Consider the following 26,998-nt stretch of genomic DNA (forward strand, 5'->3'; position numbering starts at 1 on the left):
AGGAGCGGTCACAGTGCAGCGCTGGCGTGGTTTGGAGGACATCCCCCAGGACTGGGGGCGCAGCGTCGTCACCATCGGCTCCTACGACGGGGTGCACCGAGGGCACCAGCTGATCGTCGGACGCGCCGTCGAGCGCGCCCGCGAGCTGGGCGTCCCCTCCGTCGTGGTCACCTTCGACCCGCACCCCTCCGAGGTCGTGCGGCCCGGCAGCCACCCGCCGCTGCTCGCCCCGCACCACCGGCGCGCCGAGCTGATCGCCGGGCTCGGCGTGGACGCGGTGCTGGTGCTGCCGTTCACCGCCGATTTCTCCCAGCTCTCCCCGGCCGACTTCATCGTCAAGGTCCTCGTCGACAAGCTGCACGCCAGGCTCGTCGTCGAGGGGCCCAACTTCCGCTTCGGCCACCGGGCGGCGGGCGACGTCGCCTTCCTCGCCGAACTCGGCGCCACCTACGACTACGGGGTCGAGGTCGTCGACCTGTACGTCAGCGGCACCGCGGGCGGCGGCCGGCCCTTCTCCTCCACCCTCACCCGCCGGCTCGTCGCCGAGGGCGACGTGACGGGCGCGGCCGAGATCCTGGGCCGCCCGCACCGCGTCGAGGGCGTCGTGGTCCGGGGCGCCCGGCGCGGCCGCGAACTCGGTTTCCCGACGGCCAACGTCGAGACCCTGCCGCACACCGCGATCCCGGCGGACGGCGTCTACGCCGGCTGGCTGACGGCCGACGGGGAGCGGATGCCGGCGGCCATCTCGGTCGGCACGAACCCGCAGTTCGACGGCGTCGAACGGACCGTCGAGGCGTACGCGATCGACCGCGAGGGGCTCGACCTGTACGGGCTGCACGCGGCCGTCGACTTCCTGGCGTACGTGCGCGGCATGCTGAAGTTCGACACCCTGGACGGTCTGCTCCGGGCGATGGCGGACGACGTGCGGCGCTGCCGCGAGCTGACGGGGGAGTACGACCGGGAGCACCCGCACCGGGACTGACCCGGCGGCCCGTTCCCGGCCGCACCGCTCATCCCCTCTCCGTGCTTGCCGTGCCCGCCGCGCCTCCCGCCCAGTGGCAGGCGACCGCGCCCGCCCCGCCGCCGGGCAGGACCGGCGGGTCCTCGTCCCGGCAGCGGTCCGCGACCGCCGCCGCCGCGCCCGACGCGAGGACCTGGCAGCGGGCGTGGAAGCGGCAGCCGGAGGGGACGCGGGACGGGTCCGGGGGTTCGCCGGCCAGGACCACCGGGGTGCCGCCGGACTCCGGGAGCACCGACAGGAGCGCCCGTGTGTAGGGGTGCCGGGGCGCCGTCAGCACGGACTCCACCGGGCCCGTCTCCACGATCCGCCCCAGGTACATCACCGCCACCCGGTCCGCGATGTTCCACGCGAGCCCCAGATCGTGCGTCACCACCAGGGCGGACAGGCCGAGTTCGTCCCGCAGGCGCAGCAGCAGCGCCAGGATCTCGCCCCGCACGGACGCGTCCAGGGAGGCCACCGGCTCGTCCGCGACGATCAGTTCGGGCTCCAGGACCAGGGCGCCCGCGATGACCACCCGCTGCCGCTGCCCGCCGGACAGCTCGTGCGGGTAGCGCAGGAGGAAACGTTCCGGCGGACGCAGTCCGGCCCGCGCGAGGGCCCCGGCGACGGCGGCCCGCTCGTCCCCCGCGTACCCGTGGATCCGCAGCCCCTCCGCCACCGCGTCGTACACGGTGTGCCGGGGGTTCAGCGACCCGCTCGGGTCCTGGAGGACGAGCTGCGCCCGCTTCCGGTACGACTTCAGCGCCCCGGAGGAGTACGCGAGCGCCTCCCCGTCGAAGGAGACCGTGCCCGACGTGGGCCGGACCAGCCCGAGCAGCGAGCGGGCCAGGGTCGTCTTGCCGCAGCCCGACTCCCCGACGAGGGCGACGATCTCGCCCGTGCCGACGTCCAGGTCCACGCCGTCCACCGCGCGGGCGGGCGGCGCGCCCCGCCGCCCGGGGAAGACCACGCGCAGGTCCCGCGCCGAGAGCAGCGGACCGGCCGCCGCCCCCGGACGCGCGGAGGTGTCCGTCCTCATGAAGCGCTCCCCACGTGTACGCAGGCGGCCCGGCGCCCCGCGCCCGCCTCCCGCAGCTCCTGGTCGGTCTCCGCGCACGCGTCCAGCGCCACCGGGCAGCGCGGACGGAAGACACAGCCGTCCGGCAGCGCGGCCGGGTCCGGCGGATCGCCCGGCAGGCCGCGCGGCGCCCGCCGGGACGCGGGGTCCCCGATGCGGGGGAACGCCGAGGACAGCGCCCGCCCGTAGGGGTGCGCGGCCGCCTCGTACACCGCCCGCGCCGGGCCCTCCTCGACGATCCGGCCCGCGTACATCACGGCGAGCCGGTCGCAGGTGTCGGCGAGGACCGCCAGGTCGTGGCTGATCATCAGGAGCCCGAGGGACCGCTCGGTGACCAGTCCCTCGATCAGCCGCAGGATCTGCGCCTGGATCATCACGTCGAGGGCGGTCGTCGGCTCGTCCGCGACGATCAGCCGGGGACCGCAGGCCAGCGCCATCGCGATCATCACGCGCTGCCGCTGCCCGCCGGACAGCTCGTGCGGGTGGGCGGCGGCGCGCGCGGCGGGCAGACCGACCTGTTCGAGGAGTGCGCCGACCCGCTCCCGGGCCGCCGCCGGGGTCGCCAGACCGTGCACGAGCATCGGCTCCGCGATCTGGTCCCCGATCCGCCGCACGGGGTTCAGCGAGTGCATCGCGCCCTGGAAGACGATCGACGCGCCCGCCCAGCGCACGGCCCGGAGGCGTCCCCACGACATCGCCAGGACGTCCTCGCCGTCCAGCAGGATCTCGCCCTCCAGGCGCGCCGAGGCCGGGAGGAGCCGCAGCAGGGCGAGGGCGAGCGTGGACTTGCCGCAGCCGGACTCGCCGGCCACGCCCAGCCGCGTCCCCGCCTCCAGGGTCAGGTCGACCCCGCGCACGGCGGGCACGGCCGCCGCGCCCGTCCCGTACGTCACCCTGAGACCCCGTACGTCGAGCAGGCTCATCGCCCCACCCCCAGCTTCGGGTTGAGCACGGACTCGACGGTCCGGCCGCACAGCGTGAAGGCGAGCGCGACCAGGGCGATGGCGATCCCGGGCGGGGCCAGGTACCACCAGTGGCCGGAGGAGACCGCGCCCGCCTCGCGGGCGTCCTGGAGCATCCCGCCCCAGGAGACCACCGTCGGGTCGCCCAGGCCGAGGAAGGCGAGGGTCGCTTCGGTGAGGATGGCGGCCGAGATGCCGAGCGTGGTCTGCGCGAGGACCAGCGGCATCACGTTCGGCAGCACGTGCCGGGTCATGACGTGCCCGTCGCCGCCGCCGAGCGCGACCGCCCGCTCGATGTACGGACGGGACTCCACCGCGATCGTCTGCGCCCGCACCAGACGGGCGGTGGTCGGCCACGAGGTCACCCCGATCGCCAGGACCACCGTCCACAGCGAACGGGACATCACGGTGGCCAGCACGATCGCCAGGACCAGCGTCGGCATCACCAGGAACCAGTCGGTGATCCGCATGACGACGGTCGAGAGCCGGCCGCCGTAGTGCCCGGCGACGATCCCCACCAGGGTGCCGATGGCGACCGAGAGGACCGCCGCGAGCAGACCGACGAGCAGCGAGACCCGCGCCCCCCAGACCAGCAGCCCGAGCAGGGGGCGCCCGAACCGGTCGGTGCCGAGCGGGAACCCGGCGCTCGGCGGTTCCAGGGCCGTGCCCGGCGCCTCCGTCACCGACTGCACGCCGGCGCCGACGAGCAGCGGGGCGGCGAGCGCGAGCAGGGCGGTCAGGACGAGCCCGGCGAGCCCGTACAGACCGGCGCGGTGGGCGCGGTACCGCTTCCAGAAGCGGGCCACCGACGCCCGGCGGCGTTCCCGGGCGAGGGACGACGCCGAGGGGGCCTTCCGCGGGGGCCCGGGGAGGGTCTTCGCGGAGGGCTCCGGAGGCGGCTCGGGAGCGGACGTCGCGGAGGTCGTGGAGGAGGTCATCGGCCCACCCGGGGATCGAGCAGCGGATAGAGCAGGTCGGCGATCAGGTTCATCAGGATCATCGCTCCGGCGAAGACCACGAACAGGCCCTGCACCAGCGGCAGGTCGGGCACGCTGAGCGCCTGGTAGAACAGCCCGCCGAGCCCCGGCCAGGAGAACACCGTCTCCACCAGGATCGAACCGGCCGCCACGTGGCCCAGGTTGATGAAGACCATGGTCACGGTCGGGAGCAGCGCGTTCGGCACGGCGTGCCTGCGGCGCACGAGGTCGTCCCGCAGCCCCTTCGCCCGCGCCGTCGTCAGGTAGTCGCCGCCCATCTCGTCCAGGAGCGAGGACCGCATGACGAGGAGGGTCTGCGCGTAGCCGACCGCCACCAGGGTCGCCACCGGCAGGACCAGGTGGTGGGCGACGTCGAGGACGTGCGCGAGACCGGTCGCGCCCGTGCCCGACTCCATGCCGCCGGTCGGGAAGAGGCCGGGGACCGGGCCCGCGCCGACCGAGAAGACGATGATGAGGAGCAGACCGAGCCAGAAGGACGGCACCGACCACAGCGTCAGGGCGATCCCGGTGTTCAGCTTGTCGCCGAGCCCGCCGTGGTGCCAGGCCGACCGGGTGCCGAGCCAGAGTCCGAGCGCCGAGTAGATCACCACGGCGACCCCGGTGAGCAGCAGCGTCGCCGGGAGCTTCGCCGCGATCAGCTCCCCCACGGGGGCGTGGAACTGGAAGGAGGTGCCGAGGTCGCCCGTCAGGGCCTTCGCGCAGTAGTCGGCGAACTGCTGCCAGAGCGGCAGGTCGAGCCCGAACTGGCGCCTCAGCGTCGCCAGTTGCTCGGCCGAGGTGGGCACGCCGTGGGTCATCGCCCGCACCGGGTCGCCGGGAACGATCCGGAACAGGAAGAAGCTGGTGACGAGCACGGCGAGGAGGGAGACGAGCGCGCCGCCCAGCTTTCCCGCCGCGTGGCGGAGGAGGCCGGGGGAGACGCCGGCGCGGGACGCGCCGTCCGCGGTACGGGCCGCGTCCGGCCGTACCGCGTCGGCGGGGGTGCCTGTCGTCGTCACCGGCTACTCGCGGTCGTCGGCGGTCGCGCGGCGGCGGCGGGCGGCCCAGACGCCCGCGCCGAGGAGGACGACGGCGGCGGGTCCGGCGACCAGCCAGATCCCGGCCGGCGAGGAGTCCGCCCCCGGCCCGGAGGACGACGCGGCGGGCACGGCGGACCACCAGCTCCAGTAGCCGTCCTGCCCCCACAGGTTCCCGGCGTCCGCGGGCATGGTCGTGATGGACGCGATGTGGTCCGTGCGGTACGCCTCCAGGGCGTTCGGGTAGGCCATGACGTTCATGTACCCCGTGTCGTACAGGCGGGACTGCATCCGCTTCACCAGATCCGCCCGCTCGGCCGCGTCGTACTCCGCCGCCTGGCGCGCGTAGAGCCCGTCGAACTCCTCGTCGCAGATGAAGTTGTCGGTGGCCCCGGTGTCCTTCGGCGTGGCCGGGAGGGTGCCGCAGGTGTGGATGGAGAGGACGTAGTCCGGGTCGGGGTTGACCGACCAGCCGTCGAAGGCGAGGTCGTAGTCGCCCTTCTGCCAGGGGTCCGAGACGCTGTCCAGGCACTCGACCTTCAGACCGATGCCGAGCTTGCCCCACCACTCCTGGAGGTACTTGCCGACCGCCTTGTCGTTCGGGTCGGTGGCGTGGCAGAGGATGCGGAAGTCGAGCGGCCGGCCGTCCTTGCCGACGCGCTTGCCGTCGGCGTTCCTCCGGTACCCGGCGGCGTCGAGGAGCCTCTCCGCCCCGGCCGGGTCGTACGCCCGCCTCTGCGCGCCGGAGGGCTTCCAGAAGTACGTGCCGAAGCGGGGCGGGACGTACCCCTCGCCCTCGACGGCGTGGCCCTGGAAGACCTTGTCCACCAGGGCCGCCCGGTCCACCGCGAGGAAGAGCGCCTTGCGGACGGCCGGGTCGAGGAGCGCCTTGTGGCCGTTGCCGAAGGTCCTCCCGTCCCGGGCCCTCGCGCCGGGGTTGGTGGCGAGGGCGTAGAAGCGGCGGCCGGGGGCGTCGTTGACCTTGATGTTCTTCTGGGTCCTCAGGGCGGCCGCCTGGGCGGGCGTCAGGTTCGGTACGAAGGAGACCTCGCCCTTCCGGAGGGCCGCGACGGCGGCGTCCCCGTCCTTGTAGTACTTGAAGACCAGCTCGTCGAACTTGGGCGCCCCCCGCCAGAACCTCTTGTTCGGCTTGAGCCGGACGTACTGGTCGACCTTGAAGTCCGTGATGACGAACGGCCCGTTGCCCACGAGGGGGAACTGCTTGTCGTTGTTGAACTTCGAGAAGTCGGTGACCTTCTCCCAGACGTGCTTGGGCACGATCGGCACGTCGAGCGCGGTCATCGTCGCCTGCGGCTTCTTCAGCCGGATGACGAGGGTCTTCGGATCGGGCGCGGTGACCTTCTCGAAGTTGGCCGTGAAGCTGCCGTTGGCGGTGGCGGCGTTCGGGTCGGTCATCATCTTGTTGAAGGTCCAGGCGGCGTCCTCGGCGGTGGCCTGCCGTCCGTCGGACCAGAACGAGTCCCCGCGGATCGTGTACGTCCACGTCAGCTTGTCGGGCGAGGGGGTCCACGAGGTCGCCAGACCCGGGACCGTGCGGGCGTCCTTCGGGTCGTAGTTCGTCAGGTACTCGTAGGCCAGCCGGTGGATGCTCGTCGAGGTGAGTTTCTGGGCCAGGAACGGGCTCAGCGAGTCGATGCTCTGCGAGACCGCCACCGTGAGGGTGGTGCCCCCGGCCTTCCCGTCCTCGGCCCCGGCCGTACCGGGGACGGCGGCCAGGGAGCTCGCGGCGAGACCGCAGGCGAGGAGCGGACGGAGGAGCCTGCGGACGGGAGCGGGGCGGGGTGGGACCTTCGTGACCATGACCATGGGACGTGACCTCGCGTCGGAGTTACTGTCGTGGATCGTGGGCTGACGGTGAGTGAAGCGAAGGTGTATCAGCGGTGGTCTGCCGTCGTCAACGATGGCTCAAACCCCTTGTGGACTGCGGGAACGCCAAGAGGCCCCGTACCGGGGGACCGGTACGGGGCCTCATTGGTCTACTCCTGTGACGCCCTACTGATGAGAGGCCGGCGGCGCCTGCGGAGGCAGCGGCTGCCCGGGCCACCGCTCGGGAGATTCCTGCGCCGGGACCGGCTGGTGCCAGGCCGGGGGCGCGTCCGGCGGGCCGGGCCGGGACGGCTGGGGCTGACCGGGAGGGAACGGACCGGGCATCGGTCCGGGGCCCTGGTCCGGTGTCGGCCGGCCGTACGGCGGCTGCTCGGGTATCGGCTGACCGGGCATCGGCTGCTCGGGTATCGGCTGCCCCGGCGCCGGATGCGCCTGCGGCGCGGGGGGCATGCCGGGCCGGGGGGCGTAGGGCTGACCGGGGGCGGGCTGTCCGGGGGTGAACGGGCCCGGCGCCGGCGGGACCGGTCCTCGCGGGCCCGGCATCGGCGGCGCCATGTGCGGGGGCGGCGCCCCCCGGCCGTCACCGGTCCACAGGCCCTGCGCCTGCTGCGCCCGGACGAAGTCCTCGGCCACCAGCGCCGACAGGTGGAAGTACGCCTCGCGGGTCTTCGGCCGCATCATGTCGAGGTCCACCTCGGCGCCGGCCGCCAGGTGCTCGTCGAAGGGCACGACCACGACCCCCCGGCAACGGGTCTGGAAGTGCTGCACGATGTCCTCGACCTTGATCATCTTGCCGGTCTCGCGGACCCCCGAGATGACGGTGAGGGAGCGCTGGACCAGATCGGCGTAGCCGTGCGCGGAGAGCCAGTCCAGGGTGGTCGACGCGCTGGAGGCGCCGTCCACGGAGGGCGTGGAGATGATGATGAGCTGGTCGGCCAGGTCGAGGACCCCGCGCATGGCGCTGTAGAGCAGACCCGTGCCCGAGTCGGTGAGGATGATCGGGTACTGCTTGCCCAGGACGTCGATCGCCCGCCGGTAGTCCTCGTCGTTGAAGGTCGTCGAGACGGCCGGGTCCACGTCGTTGGCGAGGATCTCCAGGCCCGAGGGCGCCTGCGAGGTGAACCGGCGGATGTCCATGTACGAGTTGAGGTACGGGATCGCCTGCACCAGGTCGCGGATGGTCGCCCCGGTCTCGCGCCGCACCCGGCGGCCGAGGGTGCCGGCGTCCGGGTTCGCGTCGATCGCCAGGATCTTGTCCTGCCGCTCCGTCGCCAGGGTCGCGCCGAGCGCGGTCGTCGTCGTGGTCTTGCCGACGCCGCCCTTGAGCGAGATGACCGCGATCCGGTAGCAGGAGAGGACCGGCGTCCGGATCAGGTCCAGCTTCCGCTGCCGCTCCGCCTCCTCCTTCTTGCCGCCGAGCTTGAAACGGGAGGCGGCGCCGGGGTTCCGGCTGGACTTGGGCTTCTGCTTGTTGTTCCGCAGCAGCCGGTCGGAGGAGAGCTCGACGGCGGCGGTGTACCCGAGCGGAGCCCCCGGCACCGAACGCTCGCGCTGGTCGTGTGTCACCGGCGAGGGCCAGGCCGCCCCGGTCCGGGGATCGACGGGCGGCTGCGCGTCGTGCGGGGAGTGCGGCTGCGGCTGGGGAGGCGGCGGGGGGACGGCGCCGGGCCGGGGAAGCCCGTAGTCGCCCGTTTCCCCGGCCTGCGGCGGCACGCCGCCGGGCTGCGGGTAGCCGTAACCGGCCGGCTGCGGGGGCGTGCCGGGGTGCGGGAAGCCGTAGCCGGGGTGCGGGGCGGGGGCCGGGGGCTGCGGAGTCTGCGGAGCCTGGGGGTAGCCGTATCCGGCCGGTTCCTGGGGCTGCGGGGGCACGGGGCCGGGCGCGGCCGGTGCGGACGCGGGCGACGGCCAGGCGGCGGGCGGGGGCACCGGCTGGGCGCCGGGAGCCGGCGGGGCGGGCCACTGCTGGGCCGCCGGTGCCGCGGGCTGGAACGACGGCGGCAGGGGAGGGAGTCCGGGCGCGGCCCCGGGCTGCGGCGCGGCGGGCGGGAAGGCACCGGGAGCGGCGGGACCGCCGGAGGCCGGGAAGGCGCCGGGGCTCCGGGGCGCGTCGGCGGCCGGGGGCGCCGCGGTCTCCGCCCCCGCCTCCGCCGTGGTCTCCGTACCGGCCCGGGCGGTCCGGTCCTCCGGGGGCGTGGTGACGTCGGAGGCGTCGCCCGGCTCGCCGCCGTCCGTCACGGACGGCTCGGCGTCTCCGGCCTCTTCCGGTGCCCCGGGGGAGGGCACGCCGGAACCCGCCGGGGCGCGGTCGTCCCCGACCGGGGCCGGAGCGGCGTCCGGGCCCGCGTCCGGCACCTCGGCGCCGCCCGCCGGGGACCCGGTGGCCCGCTCCGCGACCTCGTGCCGGAGCGCGGCGGGAGAGAAGCGCATGGTGGCACCGCTCTCCACGTCCCCGTTTCCGCCCCCGGTGGGGGAGCCGTCCGGCGCCGGACCGTCGGTCGCGGAGCCGTCGGGCAGCGAGCCGTTCGGCGCGGTGGGGTCCTTCGGCGCGGAGCCGCCCGGAGCCGGGGACGCCGTCGCCGGCGGCGCGGGGCTCCAGGAGGGCTCGTCACCGCTGTCCGCCGGGGGGCCCGGCACAGGGACCGGTGCTCCGCTCGGCGGCGGGAGAGCGGCGCCGCCCGCCCCCGTACCGTCCGGCGCGTTCTGCGTGTACCAGGCGGGCGGGGTGTAGTCGATGGTGAACTCACCCGTCGTCTCGGCGGGATCCGCGTCGGACTGATCGTCGGCGGGCGGATTCCAACCCCCGTGGATCTCGTCACGATCGCCGTTCACTTTGCCTCCTGGTGTGGTCGAGCACCCTTGTGCCGTCGTGGGCGGGGCCCTTCCAGCCTAATCGGCGCGGGCCACCTCCGGGCGGGCCCGGCAGGTCCGTCCCGCCCGCCTCCGGGGCCCGGTCCGGTCCCCAAGTGACCCGACCACGCCGCAGAGTGAGAACCCCTACCGTTCAAAACGATGCAAAAAGGGACGTACGCGAGCGACTTCGTGCCGCTCAGTCCATGCGGCGCGCGCCGCCCAACAATCCGGTCTCGGCGTCCGTCGCCTGCGTCATCACGAACCGGCGGTCGTCCGGGGTGCACCAAAGGGTGACCCCGTCCGCGAGCGTGGACAGCGCCTCGTACGCGTGGCGCGGCAGGTTCATGATGCGGCCGATCCGGACCGCCTCGTCCGGAGACACCCGCTGGACCCCGGCCAGGGAGGACTTCTCCAGGAGGCGGGGCGCGACCGGGCTGAGATAGGGGAGCAGCGTCACCACCGACTGCCAGGGCGTCGACACGACGCGGCCGCGCGGCGGTCGCATGCCGCAGTCGCGCACCACGACCACCGGACTGCCCGCCGACGCGCCCTGCGGCGGCACCCGGCCCACGTCGTGCAGCGTGATGCAGGGCTGCCCGCCGCCCGCGGCCCGGGCCAGCGCCGTCCACGCCTGCGCGCGGCCGGTCTCGACCGCCACCCGGGCGCCCGTCGCGGCGGCCCGCAGCGCCAGGACCTGCGCGGTCCACAGGCCGCCGATGAGGGTGACGTCGTACGGGACGGGGCGGTTGATGCCGAGCACGGCGGGGCGGCCCTCGGCGTCGACCCCCACGACCACGCCGTCGTCGCCCACCGGGAGGGCCAGCGCGTCGAGTTGCTCCACGGACACGGAGTGCCGGTCGCGGCGCGGTCCGACGAGCCCGAAGCCGAACCGGGGCCGTCCGCCCCGTCCGGCGGGCCGGGGGAGGGGCGCGGCGGCGGGAGCGTCCGTCCGTCCGCCGTACGTACCGGTGGCCGGCCGCACGCCATGGGCACCGGAGGCGCCATCGACACCGGGAACGCCGGGCGTGCCGGTGAGTCCGGGAGTCCCCGCGCCCGGCTGTGCACCGGGGCCGGGGAAGCCGTGCGGTTCGTGCGGGGCGGCGGTGGACATCAGCGCGCACCCCCCAGCGGAAGCGTCGCCAGGACGCCGGGCACCTGTTCCCGGTCCAGTCGCACGAGCCCCGTCCTCACCCCGCGCGCCGCGCGCTCCAGTTCGTGCCGCGCGGCCACCAGTTCCTCGTCGCTGCGCCCGGTGATCCGTACGTGTCCGGTCACCGTCACCTCCTGCCGGTCCCCGCCGCTCAGCGTCAGGCTGAACGTCGTCGCGAGCGCGGGCAGCGAGGTCAGCAGGGCCACCAGCTGCGGCATCGACGCGCCCGCGCCGCCGTTCCGGCCGCCCAGCCGGGGCCAGCGCCCCACCCAGTACGTCGTGTGCAGGCGGTCGTCCACCCGCCAGGTGCGGGTGGTCTCCCGGGCCCGCCGCTCCTGCGGCCGGCCCCGGCCCGCCTGCGCGATCGCCATCGGGCTCGCGCAGCTGGACGTGGCGAGCGCCGAGGTGAGCTCCTGCTCGGTCAGCACGCTCGCCCGGAACCCGGCACCCGCGAGCCGGCTCGCCAGCTGGTCGGCCGCGCGCACCAGGCACTTCTGCGCGCCCGTCATGCCGCCGCCGCGCGCGGCGACCGCCTCCGGGCAGAGTTCGGGGTCGAGCTTGAGCGCGATCCAGGTGATCCGCACCGCGGGCGAACCCGTTCGCGCCTGGAGCGGGCCGTAGTTGCGCACCGCCATCGACTGCGCGGGCAGGTGCGGCGCGGGGGCCGGCTGCGTGTGCTGGACGATCTGCGCCGATTCCAGCCGGATGCCGTCCACGCTGAGCGCGTCCCGGACGATCCCGACCGGCAGCGGCCGCGCCGCCCGGTCCGGCCGCAGCGCCGTGCCCTCCGCGTCCACCCGCAGGACCGCGGTCAGGAAGGTGCCGTCCCCGACCATGCCGACCGGACGCCGGTCACGGTCGCCGTACGCGAGGGTCCGCAGCGCCGGGTCGCACTCCATGATCGGCGCGAAGCCCGGCTCGGTGCCCTCGGGCACCGTGAACGACGCGGCCCGGCGCGTCCGGGCGCGCAGCGCGAGGAAGCTGCCGAGCCACTCGGGCAGGGAACGACGGCGCCGGCGCACCACGGCCAGCAGGACGAGCACGGCGGCCACCACGCCCGCCGGTGCCAGCAGGACCGGTTCCACGGCCCAGGCGACGAGCAGCAGGGCCGCCGCCACCTCGATCAGTACGAGCTGTTGCAATCGGAACGAACCGAAATGACCGGGGCGGGCCCGGAGTCTCGGCGAGACCGAGGTGCCGGGTCCCGCGGGCGGGGGAGCGGAGGCGGCGGCCGCTGCGGGCCGCCTCCGCGTCGCGGAAGCCATGATGGAGAATCCCCCTCAATTCGTCCCGATGACCCTGGCCTGCCAGGGCTTTGGCGGCCGGATCACCCTACCCGCCCCACGAACCCCACGGGGCAGCGGGCATAGTAGGGGGTCGGTCCGACGGCCGAGGCCCGGGTGCCACCGCTCCGGCCGCCCCGCGAGGAGACCGCGCCTGACGAGAATGGGGACTCATGGCATCGCGACGGGACGAGCTCAACGCGTACACCTTTGCGAAGAAGCGCACGGTGGCGGCATTCCTCCAGCCCTCTCCCTCCGGCACGGAGGAAGGGGCGCCGAAGCCGCTGCGCGCGGTCCTCCCCGGGCTGGTCGTCGCCGCGTTGGCCGTCGCCGGGTTCGGCGCCTGGGGCATGTTCAAGCCCACCGCCCCCAAGGGCTGGGACGACCCCGGCACCCGCGTGATCGTCGGCAAGCAGTCGACGACCCGGTACGTCGTCCTGGAGACCGGCAGGGGCAAGGACCGGAAGACCCTGCTCCACCCCGTCCTCAACCTCACCTCCGCCCGGCTCCTGCTCGACCCCGACAAGTTCCAGGTCGTCCAGGTCGAGGACGGAAAGCTCGACGAGGGCAAGCCGCCGCGCGGCCCGATCCTCGGCATCCCCTACGCCCCCGACCGGCTGCCCGCGGCGGACGACGCGGGCAGGCCCAAGCGCTGGGCCGTCTGCGAACAGCCCGGCGGCGGCAAGGGCGCCGGGGTCCAGAAGGCGACCTTCCTCTTCGCCGAGCGCGACCTCGGGCGGACCGAGGGCCCCGGCCGGCTCGGGGACGGACAGGTCCTCTACGTCAGGGGCGAGAAGGGGAACGCCCGGTTCCTCGTCGACCACACCGGCACCAAGTACCCCGTGAAGGCCGGCTCCACCGGCCTCCTGACCGCCCTCGTCGGCCTCGGCAAGGAGCCACAGCCCGTCACCGACGACTGGCTCGCCACCCTGAAGACCGGCGACCAGATCGACTTCCCGCGCATCGACGGACGCGTCGGGGCCCCCGCCGGCATCCCCGGCGACACCCTCACCGGGACCGAGAACCGCATCGGCATGGTCCTCCTCGCCCAGACCGGCTCCGGCCCCCAGCACTACGTCGTACTCGCCGGGAAGGTCCGGCCCGTCACCCCCTTCACCGCCTGGCTCCTCATCAACTCCCCGCAGACCGGCGTCCTCGACATGGACGGCAGGGCCACCGCCGTCGACGCCTCCTCCGTCGACCCGGACCCCACCCCCTTCCACGACGGCGCGCGCTGGCCCCGGCTGAAGTCCACCCGGGTCAACGCCGTCTCCGGCCCCGGTGCCCGCGACACCGTCTGCAGCGTCCTCACCCACGTCGACGAGAAGGGCGGGACCACCCTCACCACCTGGGCCGGCCGCGACTATCCCGCCGACATCACCGCCGGGGGCACCAGCACGTACGTCACGCCCGGCACCGGCCTCCTCTACACCCAGATCCAGGGCCGGCAGAAGACGCCCGACGGCTCCCTCTTCCTCGTCACCGACACCGGCCTGCGGTACGCCGTCCAGGCCAACGGCGACAGCGACTCCGGCCGCTCCGAGATCGGCGCGGGGAAGCAACCGCGCAGCGACGGACGCCCGGAACCCAGCGACGCCCAGAAGCGTCTCGGCTACGAGAAGGTCACCCCGGTCCTGGTGCCGATCGAGTGGTCCGAGTTCCTTTCGAAGGGCCCGCGCCTGGACACCAACAGCGCGCGCCGGCCGCAGGGTTCCTGAGGGGATGGCGCCGGTGACGACCACGCACCGCACGGCGGCCCTGCTCACCGCCGGCACCCTCGCCCTCCTCCTCCCGGTCCCCGCGGCGACCGCCGCGACGCCCCGGGAGGCGCCGGTCCTCGACGGCGGCGGCGAGTGCGCCTTCCCCATGAAGGAGCAGATCCGGGGAACCCCCTGGCCGCTCCAGCGGGTCCTCCTCGACGAACTGTGGCAGGACACCAGGGGCAAGGGCGTCCGGGTCGCCGTCATCGACACCGGGGTCGACGACGTCAACCCGCAGCTGCGCACCGCCGTCGACGCCGGGGCGGGCAAGGACTACCTCGAACCCGACAAGAAGAATCCGGGCCCCGGCGACGAGAGGCGCGGCAGGACGGACGGCACGGTCGACGAGGTCGGTCACGGCACCAAGGTCGCGGGCATCATCGCCGCCCGCCCCCGCGAGGGCACCGGCTTCGTCGGCCTCGCCCCCGAGGCGACGATCATCCCGATCCGGCAGAACGACGAGAAGAACAACGGCAAGACCGACACGATGGCCCGGGCCATCGACTGGGCCGTCGCGAAGAACGCCCACGTCATCAACATCTCGCAGGACACCACCCAGGCCCTCTCCCCGAAATCCGCCCTGGCCAGGGCCGTGGCGAACGCGATATCCAAGGGTGTCGTCGTCGTCGCCTCCGCGGGCAACGACGGCGTGGACGGCGCCCTCGGGAACACCTACCCGGCCGCCTTCCCCGGCGTCCTCGCCGTCGCCTCCTCGGACCGCAACAACGAGCGCGCCGCCTTCTCCCAGTCCGGGACCTTCGTGGACGTCGCCGCCCCCGGCGTCGACATCGTCTCCACCGTCCCCGGCGACGGCCAGTGCGTCGACAACGGCACCAGCTTCTCCGCCCCGTACGTAGCGGGCGTCGCCGCCCTGCTCCGCGCCAAGTACCCGAAGTGGACCCCGGCCCAGATCGTCGCCCGCATCGAGCAGACCGCCGTCCGCTCCGTCAACGGGCGCGACAATCACGTCGGTTGGGGCGTGGTGGATCCCGTACGGGCCCTCGCCGACCTCCCCGGCACACCACCGTCCTCGCCCACGCCCGACCCCGGCCCGCCCAGGCCGCCGGCCCCCGAGCCGGCCCGCCTGGCCCTGTCGGAGACGCCCCAGGAGCGCTCCGAACGGCTCGCCACCTACGCGTTGGGAATCGGAGCCGTCCTGGTGGCCGTGGTCGCCGGAACCGCCACCGTGATCCGTGACGGCCGCCGCCGGAAGGGGGCACGCCCGTGAACGGTTCTCCGGACAGGGCTTTGCAGTTGGAACTGTCGTACCGAGTGGCTAGAGTGACCGTTGTTCTTGCGGGACGGGGGATGTGACGTGGCAGGACCGGACGGGCACGGCAAGAAGGATCTGGAAGTCGGAGAGATGACCCTCCAGACGTTCCAGACGCGCATGCAGAAACTGCTCGACGAGCTGAAGAGCTCGCCCGCCGAACACACGAAGATCGGCGAACAGAGGATCACGCCGGACGCGTACGGCACGGGCTTCGCCGCCGCAACCGAGCTGCACGGGGCGTACGACAAGGTGCGCACGCGGCTCGAAGAGCTGACGAGGATCTTCGGCGAGACGATCGAGGCGATGGGCATCCGCGCCCGGATCGCCGACAAGGGGTACTCGGGCGTGGACGAGGAGGAGCGGCAGCGCTTCGCCGCGATCCAGAAGTCCGTCGAGACGGGCACCAACGAGCACCACGGCACCGGAGGCCGGGGCGCGCCCACGCCCGGGCAGCCGGTCACACCGACGCACGGCACCGCAGACACCGGCGGATTCAGCTGACGCCGACGGGGGAGGAACACACGATGTCGGGAGAGTTCGAGGGGAAGTCCCTGGACGCCCTGTACGCGATGATCGCGTCGGCCAGGCCCGAGGAGCTGTCGAGCAGCGGGACCGCCCTCGCGGCCGCGGTACCCAAGATCCTCGCCATCGCCACCGATCTGCGGCACTACATCAGCCGCGTGGAGTGGGAGGGCGAGGGCGGCGACGCGTTTCGCAAGTGGGGCGCGGGCATGGTCTCCGAGACCCTGGTCCTCGGCGACTTCACCAAGGTCGTCTCCGAGGAGATGAAGCGCGCCGGCCAGGCCCTCACCGAGGCGAAGGCCGCCGTGCCGAAGCCGGCGGGCATGTGCTTCGCGGACCCGGAGAAGGAGAAGGCCCGCATCGAGGCCGAGAAGGGCCCGAAGCTTCAGGAGGCGATCCAGCAGCTCCAGCGCCTGTCGTCGTACTACGACGCGACGCGGGAACGGCTCGCGACGGAGCGGCAGCCGGAGTTCAAGCCGCTCACCACGACAGGACGAGGTGAGGGCGAGCACGAGTACGGAGTCGGGGGCGGAACCGGTCCCGGTACGTCCTCGGGTACGGGTGCGGGCTCCGCCCCGGCCGGCTCCTCATCGTCTCTGCGCCCCGCTGACCCCGGCACCGGTGGCACCGACCGGGTCATGTCGCTGTCCCCGCCGACGACACCGGTCTCGTTGCCGCCGACCGTGCCGCCGGACAGGGTGGTGGACACCCACCTCGACTCGGTGACCGTCACGCCGGAGGTGCCGACCCGGCCCACGGCGCAGCCCCCGGTCGTGCATCCCCCGACGACGAACGGACCGGGGCCCGTGCTCCCGCCCGCCGCTCCGCCCCTCGTACCCCAGACCGGGTATCAGGGCGGCCGGCAGTTCGAGCGCCCGGTCGTTCCGGGCCCGACCACGACGGGCCCCGTCACCCGTGCCCCGGGCCTCACGGGTCCCAGTCCCCTGGGCCCTGCTCCCCGGGCCGAGGGCATCATCGGCGGTCGGCAGGTCCCGGGCCACGCCGGACCCGGCCGGCCGGGACGCGTGTCCATGCCCATGGGCACGGTCATCGGTGAGGAACGCGCCGCCTCCCAGCTCGGCCGCGGGGCCACGGGCATGCACGGCCCCGGTGCCGGAGGCTTCGGCGGCGCCCCCGGCAGCACGCCCGGTGCGGCGGGCCGCCGACTGGCGACCCAGCCGGGCGGAACCGTGGGATCGGCCGCCACGTCCGCCACGGGCGGGCGCGCCTTCACCCCCGGCGGCACGGGTCTCGTCCGTCCCCCGGCCTCCACCGACCCGGACCGGAAAGAGCGTCGCGAGACGCGCAACCGTCCCGACTACCTGTCCGAGGACGAGGAGACGTGGACCTCGGGACAGCGCCGGATCGTCCCGCCCGTCATCGACTAGGAGTCTCCCCCGATGCCCTTCCCCACCCGGGCCGTTCGCAGCCGAGCGGTCGGTCTGCTCGGCGCCCTGACCGCCGTCGTCGCGACGTGGACCGTCGCGGCGCCGGCGGCGCAGGCGGACGACATGCGGTCGCGCCAGTGGTACCTGGACGCGATGAAGGCGGACGAGCTGTGGAAGGTGGCCACGGGCAAGGGCGTCACGGTGGCCGTGATCGACACCGGAGTCGACTCGACGGTGTCGGAGCTGCGGGGAAAGGTACTGCCCGGCCGCAACTTCTACGACGGGGGCGGGGGGCCCGGCCGCGTGGACGCTAAGGATACGGAGCGTCACGGTACCAACATGTCCCTCATCATCGCCGGCAACGGAACGGGCGGTGGCGTCGAGGGGATCGCGCCGGATGTCACGATTCTGCCGGTCAAGGTCGGCGACTTCGTCTCCGAGGGCCTGGACGTCCTGGCAAGCCGGGGCATCAGGTACGCGGTCGACAACGGGGCCCGGGTCCTCAACATTTCGATGGGCAGGACCGCCTATGAGGGGGAGGCCTCCGAGTGGCAGGCCGCAGTGGACTACGCCCGTGAGAAAGGCGCCCTGATCTTCGCGGGGTCCGGTAACGATGGTTCGGAGAACCGGGAGTATCCGGCGGCGATTCCCGGCGTCGTTGCCGTCGGCGCCCTCGACACCAGGGGCAAGACCGCCAAGTTCTCCAACTACGGTTCCCATCTGGCCCTCAGCGCTCCCGGCGTGGAGATCCCGGGACGCTGCACCGAAGACAAGAACAAGTACTGCGCCACCCGGGGCACCAGCCAGGCCACCGCCATCGCCTCCGGCACCGCCGCCCTCATCTGGTCCGCCCACCCCGACTGGACCGCCAACCAGGTCCTCCGGGTCATGCTGGAGACGGCCGGGCACAACGGGCCCGTCCCCAGCAAGTACATCGGCTACGGGTCCGTACGCCCCGCCCAGGTGCTCCTGGAGGGCAAGGGGAATCCGGGCGACCCGGACGTCCACCCGCTGCTCGCCGCGCGGGCGAACACGTCGCCCGCTCCATCCGCATCGCGGACTTCCCCCTCTCCTGAGGACACGGGGGCAAGCGGCACGAGCCCGGCCACGGGCCCCGGGACGCCCGGGAAGACCGAGTCGGCCGCCGGGCCCGAGGAGAGCGGTCTCCCGCTCCGGACCGTCGCCGTGAGTGCCGTCGCCGTCGCCGTCGTCCTGGGCGTCGTCGTGACGGTGGCAGTACGCAAGAGAACGTCGACAGACGCATGAGCAAGGTCATCTCACCAACCGAGGAGCACGAATGAGCACTCCCGCCGGCGGGTTCGGACTCGCAGACGATCCGGTCGTCAAGGCCAAGAACAAGATCATGGAGACCGGTGAGGCGGTCTCCAAGCAGGCGCGCGAGCTCGCCAACATCCTGGAGACGTGCAGCGCCGGCTGGACCGGTGTCGGCGCGGTGGGCTTCAAGCAGGCCCAGACGACCCTCAACGAGGACCACGATGTCATCCGCCGTCTGCTGGGCGTGCTGCTCAACGCCGTCGGCGAGACGAAGAACCTCAGCAACGCGAACGACGACGACGTCCGTGCCGCGTTCGCCGCCGCCAACAACAGCTCCGCGCTCAACAACCTCTAAGAAAAGGGGACGAAATGTCTGCCGACAGCGCCGGCACCCGGGTCCGGTACGAGAGCGTCCAGGAGATGGCGAACCGCATCCGCACGGTCTCGCAGAACATCATCAAGGACATCCAGGAGATGGACACCGCACTCAAGGTCGTCACCGACACCTGGGACGGTGACGCGCACCGCGAGTACGAGATCCTCCAGCGCAAGTACAAGAAGCGCGCCGAGGACATGAAGGACCGGCTCGAGAAGGTCGCCCGGATCGTCGAGCAGGGCAAGGACAGCTACCGCGCCACCGACGTGAAGGCCTCCCGCCTCTTCACCGAGGCGTACTGACCCGCGTTCGCGCCGCCGTCCTCCGAGGACGCGCGAAGGGGCCCGCTCCCTCGGGGGGAGCGGGCCCCTTCCGCGTTCCCGCGCGCCCTACCGCAGGTCGAACTCCCCGTCCCTGGCGCCCAGGACGAAGGCGTCCCACTCGGCCTTGGTGTACCGCAGCACGGTGTCGTGGTCGAGGGAGGAGCGCATCGCGACGGCGCCACCGGGCAGGTGGGCGATTTCCACGCGCTCCTCGTCGGGGCTCGTCCCGGGGGCTCCCTGCCACTCGACACCACTGATGTCGAGTGCGTACAGCTCGTCCTTCTCCTGCTGGGTGCCCATCTGGCTCTGCTCCTTCGTGCGGTGAAAAAGGCGGAACGGCGTAGCGGTTCCATCATGGACGCCGGGCGGACGCCCTGTCAGACGGAACCGGATGTGCTTCGCGTGGATCGTCAGGGGGCGTTTCTGGTGAAGGGCTTCACGACGGGGTCCTTCGCCAGCGGCCGGTTCTCACAGCCGAGGAGTTCCGTGGCTCGGCGCGCCATCAGATAGGCGAACGACATCTGCTGGTCCTGGGTGCCGTGATCCTCGACGGTGCCCAGATTCGTGGTGAACGAGACGCCCGCGTGGAAGAGGACCTTCTCCGACGGTTCCTTCAGCTCGCCGGGCAGCTCGCACCGTACGTAGAGATCGGTGGTGACGTCGCCGGACCGTCCTGTCGCCCCGTTCAGGCGGTAGCGGCGGGTGCCGGCCGCGTCCGTTCCCTTCTGCGCGTCGGAGGGGGGAGCCCACCCGTACTCGACGGTCGTCTGGCCGTCACCGCTCCGTCCGTCCGGGAAAAAGAAACACTGCCTGACGGCGAGTGTCTTCCCTTCCTCCCCGTACTCGCGCAGGCGGTCCTGCGCCTTCTCGACGAACCGGGGGCTCCGATAGCCGTTCCGGGTCGTGAAGGAGTCCGTCCGCATCACCTGGGACAGCAACTTCGCCTCGGGGGAACCGGCGGAGACCGCGCAGGCGTAGTCGTCCGGACGCTCCGCCCGTGACGGAGTCCCGTCACTGCACGAGGCCACGGTGAAGAGGGCGGAGACGACGAGGAGCGGCCAGGTTCGGGAACTGCGCATGATCACCCCAGGTACTTCTTGGCCGCGCCGATGCCGTCGGAGTGGCCCCCGCTCGCAGCGTCCTTGGCGGAATTGAAGGGGCCTTCGCCCAGGTCCTCGCGCTTGTGCCATGCGTCGAACATAGTGTTCAGCCCGTCTGTCCCCGACGAGTACGAGTCGCTCGACTCCTTCCTCGCCTGCTCCTCCGCCACGTCCTGGACGTCCTTCACCCAGTCGAACTTGACGGAGTCGATCAGTGCGCCGCCCGCCGTACCCACGAAGGGGATCTCACCGATCAGCGCGTTGCCGGCGATGGCCGAGTATTCGGCGGTCTCCTCGGCCCAGTCCGACTTCTCCTTGCCCTTGTCGATGTAGACGTCGGCGCCGATCTCGTTGAGGGCGCCCATCGCGAAGCCGATGTTCTTCGAACGGTGGTCCCACTCGGCGCTCTGACCGTGCACGGGGTCGGTCTCAGGGGGCGGGGCCGGGGCCTCCGCGAGCAGCTTCGCGGAGTAAGCCCGCTCCGCCTCGTACATCAGGGCGTACGACGGACCGTCGTCCGCGATTCCGCGCATGACGCGGACCAGACTCTCCTGACCCACCGCGATGTGTGCGTTGTCGCCCTTGCCCGTGATGTCGGGGTTGCCGCCGGCGCCGCCGTACTCCGACTCCTGGCCGTTGAGCGTGATGTGGGTGTCGGCCACGTAGTCGGCGAGGGCCCGGGCCATCGGCTGCTTGATGTTCGAGAGCTCCTCGGGGAACTCGGCACCGCCCTTGTCGTCGTCCAGGAACGTGATGGTGCTCTGCATGACCCGCGCCTGCCCCTCGGTGTGCGGTCCCACCGGGCCGAGCTTCTCGCCCGGCTCGTGTCCCGTCGCCGCCGCCTGGATGGCGTTGCCCAGACCTGTCGCCTTGAAGGGGTCGTCCATCCCCATGGGGGCCCCGTAAACGGGATTCATCACCGGGTCCGGCCACTTCCGGTCCGTGAGCAGGAACTTCAGGTGCTCGTTCGTGTTCCCCGGGGCCTTGGGGTCGAGGAAGTACTCCGCGTCCTTGGGGTCCTTGCTCATGATGTCGAGCAGGCCGTCCAGCGGGTCGTGGGCGAGGTTCGGCCGCTGGCCGTCGAAGAAGTGCTGCCAGACGCGGGGCTTCTCCTTCTCGATCCTGATCATGTCGTCGCCGATCTCGTTCAGGAACTCCTTGCCGTACGCCTTGGGGTCTCCCTGCTTCATCATCGTGACGAGGACCTGGTAGCCGTTGGTCACGTTGCCGTAGCGCCCGAAGTTCTCCGTGCCGAGCCCCTTGAGGCCGTCCACGAACGGCCGGTACGCGTAGCTGTTCGGGTCCTTCGTGCCGGAGGCGATCGTGTCCGCGAGGCCGGCGTTGATCGAGTCGTACAGCTTCTTCTCGCCGGCCGGGATGCCCCGCTCGTTCGACGCCAGGTTCATCCGGTCCGCTATCTTCAGGGCGTCCTTCGCGCCGAGGCCGTCGAGGTACGCCTCGCTGAAGTGCTTGTCCTTCGAGTTCTGTTCGAGGATCTCGCGGTAGTGCTCCAGCTCCGCCTTCGACGCCTTGCCCTCGCGGACCTTCTCCGACAGCGCCAGCGCCTCGACGGCCTCGACGTCGCCGACCGGCTTCGCGTTGAAGCCCAGGGGCGCGGTGCCGTCCGCCCCGGAGGCGTTGAGCAGGGCGGTCTTGACGTCGGCGTCGAATTCCGTGACTGCCTTGACCGCGTCGTTGATCTTGGTCGTGTACGACATCTCCACGTCCCGCAGGCCCGGGTCGTGGCGGACGGCGTTGGCCTCCTGGGCGCTGACCTTGCTGAAGTCGTAGCTGGCGTTCCCGTACTCGGAGACCTTCATGCCGGCGGCCACGGCTTCGTCGACCGCCGCCTTCACCCGGCCCTTGAGCTCGGTGAACGTGCTGTGCGCGTCCCGGAGGAGCGACTCCATGGCGCGCGCCTCCTTCTGCGCCGAGTCGAGCTCCTTGCGGGTGATGCCGAAGTTGGTCGCGCCGACCTGCTGAGCCCGGCCGGTCCACAGCGGTCCGCCCGTGGCGACGCTCTGGACCTCCTTCTCGTACATGTCCTCGACCTTCTTGAACTTCTCCGCCATGCTCTTCCAGCCGTCGGCGGCGGTGCTCAGCTTGCCGAGGTCGATCTCCATGATCTCCTGGTACGTCGGCATCGCTCTTCCCCCTAAAGACCCGAGACCTTGGACTGCGCCGGAGCGAAGCTGTACCCCGTCACGATGTCGTTGTTGGTGAACAGCGTCGACGCGCTCCGCAGCGCGGTCTTCTCCGAGTCCAGCCGCGCCATCAGGCGCTTCACCTGGCTGTCCCAGTGGTCGTGGGCCTTCTTGAGCCCGGTCGCGGTCTCCCAGCCCTTGAACTCGGCGACGGCGCCGTTGGTGCCCTCGTCGCCGGCGTCCGCGGCCGCCTTCACATCGGGCTGGATGTGGTTCTCGATGGTTCCGGCAGCGGCCTTCTTCCTGGCCGGTGACGTCGCCAGGTCCGGCTGGTCCCCGCCCCCACCCGGGTCGGAGGGCACCTGGTTCAGCCGCGTGCTCGACGACTGGTGTTCCAGGGCGGCGGTCTTGTGCTGGGCCCACTCGTCTTCGAACGACACGGTCTCCTCCTTGGTCGAGCCTCGGCCGGGCTGGTGCGATGCTTTCAGTTTTGAGGTGCGCACGTCCAACGACGTCTGTGCAGACGTGAAGACCGCCGGGCGGGCCCGGGGCGGAGGCTCCCGCCCCGGGCCGGTGCCCGGCCGTGCCCGGTCACAGCTCCGGCATCCGCCCCGTCTGCACCAGCGACGCCCCGCCCCGGCGCCCCACGAAGTATCCGCGGCCCGGCGGCATCGGACGGGGGCGGACCGCCCCGAGCAGATCGCCCTCCGCCGGGTCGCCCGACAGGACGACGCCCTGCGCGCCCAGCTCCTTGACGCGCTGCATGAAGGACTCGTACATCGAGCGGGAGGCCCCCGCGCTGTTGCGCGCGATGATGAACCGCACACCCGTGTCCCGCGCGAAGGGCAGGTACTCCGCGAGCGGCGCCAGCGGGTTCCCCGCGCTCGTCGCCACCAGGTCGTAGTCGTCGACGACGATGAAGACCTGCGGACCCGACCACCAGCTCCGGTCCCGCAGCTGCTGCGGCGTCACGTCCTGCGGCGGCTGCCGGCGCGCGAACACGCCCGAGAGCGCCTCCATGTGCATCTGCATCGAGCTCGCCATCGGCGCGTACTCCAGGAGGTGCTCCTCCGGCAGGCTGCCGAGCAGCGCCCGCCGGTAGTCGCCCACGACGAGCTTCGCCTCGTCGGGGGAGTACCGCCGGGCGATCTGCTGGACGATCAGCCGCAGCAGGTTCGTCTTGCCGGACTCGCTCTCGCCGAAGATCAGGAAGAACGGATCCGTCTCGAAGTTGACGAAGACCGGCTCCAGGCGGGTCTCGTCGATGCCGATCGCGACGCCGTGCTGCGGGAACTCGAAGCCCTTCGGCAGCCGGTCGGCCGACAGCTTGTGCGGAAGCAGCCGCACCGGCGGCGCCGGCGGACCCTGCCAGCCGGTCCGCACGGCCTCGACGAAGGACGCCGTGCCCGCCGCGAGGTCGTCGCTCACGCTCGACCCGTCGATCCGCGGCAGCGCCCCCATGAAGTGCAGCTTCTCCGGCACCTGACCGCGCCCCGGCACCCCGGTCGGCACGTTCGCCGCGACCTTCCGGTCGAACTCCGAGTCCATGACGTCACCGAGCCGCAGTTCGAGCCGGCCCAGCATCTGGTCCTTGAGGGCCGCCCGCACCTCCATGTACCGGGAGGCCGTGATCACCACGTGGATGCCGTAGCCGAGGCCGCGCGCGGCCAGATCGGACACGGTCCCCTCCAGGCCCTCGTACTCGTTGCGGAAGCCGCCCCAGCCGTCCACCACCAGGAAGACGTCGCCCCACGCCTCGCCCGGCAGCTCGCCCGCGGCCCGCTTGCGCCGGTAGGTCCCGATCGAGTCGATGGAGTGCGCGCGGAAGAACTCCTCCCGCCGGTTCAGCACCCCCATCACCTCCGCGACCGTCCGACGCACCCGCTCCGGGTCGAGCCGGGACGCGACCCCGCCGACGTGCGGCAGGTCCGCCAGCGACGCCATGCCGCCGCCACCGAAGTCCAGGCAGTAGAACTGCACCTCGGCCGGGGTGTGGGTGAGCGCGAACGACGAGACGAGCGTCCGCAGCAGCGTCGACTTCCCGGACTGCGGACCGCCGACCACCATCATGTGGCCGGCCGCGCCCGAGAAGTCCCGGTACAGCACCTCGCGCCGCTGCTCGAACGGCTTGTCGATGAGCCCGAGCGGCACGGTGAGCGCGCCCCGGCGCGTGTACTCCGTCGCCGTGAAGCCCCGCTCCGCCGTCCGCGCGAGCCCCGGAAGGAGCTGGTCGAGCGAGGGCGCCCGGTCGAGCGGCGGCAGCCACACCTGGTGCGCCGGCACCCCCTGCCCCTCCAGACGGCGCACGATCACGTCGAGGACCGTGTCCGCCAGGGCCTCGTCCTCCTCCGCGCCCCGCCCTGCCGGGTACGCCGGGTCCGGCGCCGCGTACACCACCGGCACCGGCGCCGCCGTGAACAGCACGGGCCGCCGCTCCACCGGCAGCTGCCCCGCCTCCGGGCGCGGCCCGTCCGCCCGGTACGTCCCCGAGACGTACGCCGCCTTGAAGCGGGTCATCTCGTCCGTGCCGAACTTCAGGTAGCCCGAACCGGGCACCGACGGCAGGTGGTACGCGTCCGGCACGCCGATCGCCGTCCGCGACTCCGCCGCCGAGAAGGTCCGCAGACCGATCCGGTACGAGAGGTACGTGTCGAGGCCGCGCAGCTTGCCCTCCTCCAGGCGCTGCGAGGCCAGCAGCAGGTGCACGCCCAGTGAACGGCCGATCCGGCCGATCTGGATGAACATGTCGATGAAGTCCGGCTTGGCGCTGAGGAGTTCGGAGAACTCGTCGATCACCAGGACCAGCGACGCCAGCGGTTCGAGCGGCGCGCCCGCCGCCCGCGCCTTCTCGTAGTCGTGGATGTTGGCGTAGTTGCCCGCCGAGCGCAGCAGCTCCTGGCGCCGCTGGAGCTCGCCGCGGATCGCGTCGCCCATGCGGTCCACCAGCGTCAGGTCGTCCGCCAGGTTGGTGATGACCGCCGCCACGTGCGGCATCTGCGACATGCCCGTGAAGGTCGCGCCGCCCTTGAAGTCCGCGAGGACGAAGTTCAGCGTCTCCGAGGAGTGCGTCACCGCCAGACCGAGGACCAGCGTCCGCAGCAGCTCCGACTTGCCGGAACCCGTCGCGCCCACGCACAGTCCGTGCGGGCCCATGCCCTCCTGCGCGGCCTCCTTCAGGTCCAGCATGACCGGCTGCCCGTCCTCGCCGACGCCGATCGGCACCCGCAGCCGCTCGGCCACCGTCCTGGGCCGCCAGGTCCTGGCCACGTCCACCGAACCCGCGTCCCCCAGGTTCAGCAGATCCGTGAAGTCCAGGTTGGCGAGCAGCGGTTCGTCGTCGTCCCCGCCGCCCGTCCGCAGCGGCGCCAGCTGCCGGGCCAGCGCCTCGGCCGCCGGCAGGGACATGCCGTCCGGCAACCCCTCGTACGCGAAGCCGCCGCCCGACTCCAGACGCAACCGGCCCGGCCGCACCACCACCGACAGGCCGCCGCGCGGCTCGTCGAGCTCGCCGGACACCACTTCCACGATCGTCACGCCCTGGAGGCCCTCGGCCGCCGCGAGCAGCGAGTCCGGCGGCACCAGGCCGCCGCGGGTGGAATCGGAGTCCAGGACCACGACCACGTGCGGCTGGTCCAGCACCGGCCGGCTCTCCCGGGAGAACCGGGGCCGCCCGTCCAGCCGGGAGCGCAGCAACTGCTCCAGCTCACCCAGGTCGTCGCCGAACAGCCGCCTCGTACCGGCCCCGTCGACCTGCCCCGGCACCTGCGCGTGCGGCAGCCACTTCGTCCAGTCCCACCGCTCCCACGCCGGCCGCGCCGCCACCACGGCCAGCGTCAGGTCGTCGGGGGAGTGCAGCGTCACCAGCTGCGCCACCAGGGCCCGCGCCGCCGCCTGCGCCGACTCCGGATCGCCCGACACCGTCACGTGGTAGAACGCCCGCATCGAGACCGCCATCGGCAGTCCGTCCAGCGTGCCGTGCACCGCGAGGAACTGCTGCATCGCCCCCGCGCACAACGGCTCCAGCTCGTCCACCGGCGCCGTCTCCGGCGCCACCAGCGGCGTCGCCAGCCGCTGCGCCCCCAGGCCGATGCGGGCCTGCCCGAAGTCGCGGTCGCCGATCCGCCGCTCCCACACCCGCGACCCCTCGGCCACCACCGACCACAACTGTTCGGGAGCGGGGTGCAGATACAGCTGCGCGTCCCGCTGCGCGCGCGCCGTGCGGCGGACCGTGCGCCGGGTCTGCGCGAGGTATTTGAGGTAGTCGCGGCGGACATCCGCCATTTGCCCCTGCGTACCACGACGGAACCGCACGACCTGGGCGATGGCCATGCCGACCGTCGACGCCAGCATCAGCACGCCCATGATCCGCATGATCGGCGACGGCGTCATGAAGAAGAACACCACCGACGAACCCATGCCGAGCATCGGGAGCAACTGCATCAGCGCCGACTCCTGTTGCCCCCGCGGAAGTTCCGGCGGAGGCTCCAGAACCAGTTCCTCACCGGGTACTTCAGGAGGAAGGGACCTCGGCGGGCGTTTGACGACGATCTGGCTCACCGGCGCATCAATCCCTCGTTGGAGACGGGCTCGTGGCAGGAGCATCCGCACCGGCAGCCGGGCGCGCGGACTTCCCCCATGGGCGGTGATCCTAC

At 72.6% G+C, this 26,998-nt stretch carries 21 protein-coding genes; 8 read left to right on the forward strand and 13 right to left on the reverse strand.

Annotation, left to right across the window (positions count from 1 at the left end):
- Window positions 1–13 precede the first annotated feature (13 nt).
- A complete protein-coding gene (locus ACZ6AQ_RS16720; RefSeq protein ID WP_468760442.1) occupies window positions 14–982 on the forward strand; it encodes a bifunctional riboflavin kinase/FAD synthetase in 969 nt (322 codons plus the stop codon).
- Window positions 983–1,010: 28 nt separating this feature from the next.
- Here ACZ6AQ_RS16720 and ACZ6AQ_RS16725 read toward each other — a convergent pair whose 3' ends face one another.
- The 8 genes from ACZ6AQ_RS16725 to eccE all read right to left on the reverse strand — a co-directional run bounded on the left by ACZ6AQ_RS16725 (window position 1,011) and on the right by eccE (window position 12,167).
- Window positions 1,011–2,039 carry an ABC transporter ATP-binding protein gene (locus ACZ6AQ_RS16725; RefSeq protein WP_468760443.1) on the reverse strand — a complete coding sequence of 343 codons (1,029 nt, stop codon included), beginning with the start codon at window positions 2,037–2,039 and terminating at the stop codon, window positions 1,011–1,013.
- Entirely contained in the window at window positions 2,036–3,001 is a 966-nt protein-coding gene (locus ACZ6AQ_RS16730; protein ID WP_388699590.1) for an ABC transporter ATP-binding protein, read from the reverse strand. The genes ACZ6AQ_RS16725 and ACZ6AQ_RS16730 overlap by 4 nt, the downstream gene beginning before the upstream one ends.
- Window positions 2,998–3,978, reverse strand: coding sequence for an ABC transporter permease (locus ACZ6AQ_RS16735; RefSeq protein WP_468760444.1), 981 nt, complete (start codon window positions 3,976–3,978; stop codon window positions 2,998–3,000). The genes ACZ6AQ_RS16730 and ACZ6AQ_RS16735 overlap by 4 nt, the downstream gene beginning before the upstream one ends.
- Entirely contained in the window at window positions 3,975–5,036 is a 1,062-nt protein-coding gene (locus ACZ6AQ_RS16740; RefSeq protein WP_468760445.1) for an ABC transporter permease, read from the reverse strand. Before ACZ6AQ_RS16740 ends, ACZ6AQ_RS16735 begins: the two co-directional genes overlap by 4 nt.
- Before the next feature lie 3 nt (window positions 5,037–5,039).
- Entirely contained in the window at window positions 5,040–6,875 is a 1,836-nt protein-coding gene (locus ACZ6AQ_RS16745) for an ABC transporter substrate-binding protein (RefSeq protein WP_468760472.1), read from the reverse strand.
- 192 nt (window positions 6,876–7,067) lie between these two features.
- Complete coding sequence (locus ACZ6AQ_RS16750; protein WP_468760446.1) at window positions 7,068–9,731, reverse strand: SCO5717 family growth-regulating ATPase; 2,664 nt, start codon at window positions 9,729–9,731, stop codon at window positions 7,068–7,070.
- Window positions 9,732–9,948: 217 nt separating this feature from the next.
- Complete coding sequence (locus tag ACZ6AQ_RS16755) at window positions 9,949–10,734, reverse strand: hypothetical protein (RefSeq protein WP_468760473.1); 786 nt, start codon at window positions 10,732–10,734, stop codon at window positions 9,949–9,951.
- 128 nt (window positions 10,735–10,862) lie between these two features.
- Window positions 10,863–12,167, reverse strand: coding sequence for a type VII secretion protein EccE (gene eccE, locus ACZ6AQ_RS16760; protein ID WP_468760447.1), 1,305 nt, complete (start codon window positions 12,165–12,167; stop codon window positions 10,863–10,865).
- Between the two features lie 191 nt (window positions 12,168–12,358).
- Between eccE and eccB the strand changes: the two genes are divergently transcribed.
- The 7 genes from eccB (at window position 12,359) to ACZ6AQ_RS16795 (ending at window position 19,081) form a co-directional block, all read left to right on the forward strand.
- Window positions 12,359–13,903: a type VII secretion protein EccB gene (gene eccB / locus ACZ6AQ_RS16765; protein WP_468760448.1), complete on the forward strand. Its 1,545-nt coding sequence runs from the start codon at window positions 12,359–12,361 to the stop codon at window positions 13,901–13,903.
- A 4-nt stretch (window positions 13,904–13,907) separates the two neighbouring features.
- A complete protein-coding gene (gene mycP / locus ACZ6AQ_RS16770; RefSeq protein ID WP_468760449.1) occupies window positions 13,908–15,173 on the forward strand; it encodes a type VII secretion-associated serine protease mycosin in 1,266 nt (421 codons plus the stop codon).
- 87 nt (window positions 15,174–15,260) lie between these two features.
- Complete coding sequence (locus ACZ6AQ_RS16775; RefSeq protein WP_468760450.1) at window positions 15,261–15,719, forward strand: hypothetical protein; 459 nt, start codon at window positions 15,261–15,263, stop codon at window positions 15,717–15,719.
- Between the two features lie 23 nt (window positions 15,720–15,742).
- Window positions 15,743–17,128: a WXG100 family type VII secretion target gene (locus ACZ6AQ_RS16780; protein ID WP_468760451.1), complete on the forward strand. Its 1,386-nt coding sequence runs from the start codon at window positions 15,743–15,745 to the stop codon at window positions 17,126–17,128.
- 12 nt (window positions 17,129–17,140) lie between these two features.
- Complete coding sequence (locus ACZ6AQ_RS16785) at window positions 17,141–18,394, forward strand: S8 family peptidase (protein WP_468760452.1); 1,254 nt, start codon at window positions 17,141–17,143, stop codon at window positions 18,392–18,394.
- A gap of 31 nt (window positions 18,395–18,425) precedes the next feature.
- The gene (locus ACZ6AQ_RS16790) at window positions 18,426–18,758 is read left to right on the forward strand and encodes a hypothetical protein (RefSeq protein ID WP_467385304.1); all 333 of its coding nucleotides are present in this window, start codon (window positions 18,426–18,428) and stop codon (window positions 18,756–18,758) included.
- A 14-nt stretch (window positions 18,759–18,772) separates the two neighbouring features.
- Window positions 18,773–19,081: a WXG100 family type VII secretion target gene (locus ACZ6AQ_RS16795; RefSeq protein WP_467385303.1), complete on the forward strand. Its 309-nt coding sequence runs from the start codon at window positions 18,773–18,775 to the stop codon at window positions 19,079–19,081.
- 87 nt (window positions 19,082–19,168) lie between these two features.
- Here ACZ6AQ_RS16795 and ACZ6AQ_RS16800 read toward each other — a convergent pair whose 3' ends face one another.
- From ACZ6AQ_RS16800 to eccCa, 5 genes are all read right to left on the reverse strand, one after another.
- On the reverse strand, window positions 19,169–19,402 hold the full coding sequence (locus tag ACZ6AQ_RS16800) for a DUF397 domain-containing protein (RefSeq protein ID WP_432063287.1): 234 nt from the start codon (window positions 19,400–19,402) through the stop codon (window positions 19,169–19,171).
- Between the two features lie 110 nt (window positions 19,403–19,512).
- Window positions 19,513–20,181, reverse strand: coding sequence for a hypothetical protein (locus ACZ6AQ_RS16805; RefSeq protein ID WP_468760453.1), 669 nt, complete (start codon window positions 20,179–20,181; stop codon window positions 19,513–19,515).
- Between the two features lie 2 nt (window positions 20,182–20,183).
- Entirely contained in the window at window positions 20,184–22,346 is a 2,163-nt protein-coding gene (locus ACZ6AQ_RS16810; protein WP_468760454.1) for a hypothetical protein, read from the reverse strand.
- 11 nt (window positions 22,347–22,357) lie between these two features.
- Window positions 22,358–22,786 (reverse strand): hypothetical protein, encoded by a 429-nt coding sequence (locus ACZ6AQ_RS16815; protein ID WP_468760455.1) that lies wholly within the window; start codon window positions 22,784–22,786, stop codon window positions 22,358–22,360.
- A 151-nt stretch (window positions 22,787–22,937) separates the two neighbouring features.
- A complete protein-coding gene (eccCa, locus tag ACZ6AQ_RS16820) occupies window positions 22,938–26,903 on the reverse strand; it encodes a type VII secretion protein EccCa (protein WP_468760456.1) in 3,966 nt (1,321 codons plus the stop codon).
- Window positions 26,904–26,998 lie beyond the last annotated feature (95 nt).

The sequence above is a fragment of the Streptomyces sp. NPDC041191 genome (genome assembly GCF_055591945.1).

Excerpts from the sequence above, each read along its gene's own strand:
- ACZ6AQ_RS16800 (WP_432063287.1), bottom strand. The coding sequence starts at position 19,402 with ATGGGCACCCAGCAGGAGAAGGACGAGCTGTACGCACTCGACATCAGT.
- mycP (WP_468760449.1), top strand. The coding sequence starts at position 13,908 with ATGGCGCCGGTGACGACCACGCACCGCACGGCGGCCCTGCTCACCGCC.
- ACZ6AQ_RS16725 (WP_468760443.1), bottom strand. The coding sequence starts at position 2,039 with ATGAGGACGGACACCTCCGCGCGTCCGGGGGCGGCGGCCGGTCCGCTG.
- ACZ6AQ_RS16730 (WP_388699590.1), bottom strand. The coding sequence starts at position 3,001 with ATGAGCCTGCTCGACGTACGGGGTCTCAGGGTGACGTACGGGACGGGC.
- eccB (WP_468760448.1), top strand. The coding sequence starts at position 12,359 with ATGGCATCGCGACGGGACGAGCTCAACGCGTACACCTTTGCGAAGAAG.
- ACZ6AQ_RS16795 (WP_467385303.1), top strand. The coding sequence starts at position 18,773 with ATGTCTGCCGACAGCGCCGGCACCCGGGTCCGGTACGAGAGCGTCCAG.
- eccE (WP_468760447.1), bottom strand. The coding sequence starts at position 12,167 with ATGGCTTCCGCGACGCGGAGGCGGCCCGCAGCGGCCGCCGCCTCCGCT.
- ACZ6AQ_RS16745 (WP_468760472.1), bottom strand. The coding sequence starts at position 6,875 with ATGGTCACGAAGGTCCCACCCCGCCCCGCTCCCGTCCGCAGGCTCCTC.
- ACZ6AQ_RS16810 (WP_468760454.1), bottom strand. The coding sequence starts at position 22,346 with ATGCCGACGTACCAGGAGATCATGGAGATCGACCTCGGCAAGCTGAGC.
- ACZ6AQ_RS16735 (WP_468760444.1), bottom strand. The coding sequence starts at position 3,978 with ATGACCTCCTCCACGACCTCCGCGACGTCCGCTCCCGAGCCGCCTCCG.
- ACZ6AQ_RS16805 (WP_468760453.1), bottom strand. The coding sequence starts at position 20,181 with ATGCGCAGTTCCCGAACCTGGCCGCTCCTCGTCGTCTCCGCCCTCTTC.
- ACZ6AQ_RS16780 (WP_468760451.1), top strand. The coding sequence starts at position 15,743 with ATGTCGGGAGAGTTCGAGGGGAAGTCCCTGGACGCCCTGTACGCGATG.
- ACZ6AQ_RS16785 (WP_468760452.1), top strand. The coding sequence starts at position 17,141 with ATGCCCTTCCCCACCCGGGCCGTTCGCAGCCGAGCGGTCGGTCTGCTC.
- ACZ6AQ_RS16790 (WP_467385304.1), top strand. The coding sequence starts at position 18,426 with ATGAGCACTCCCGCCGGCGGGTTCGGACTCGCAGACGATCCGGTCGTC.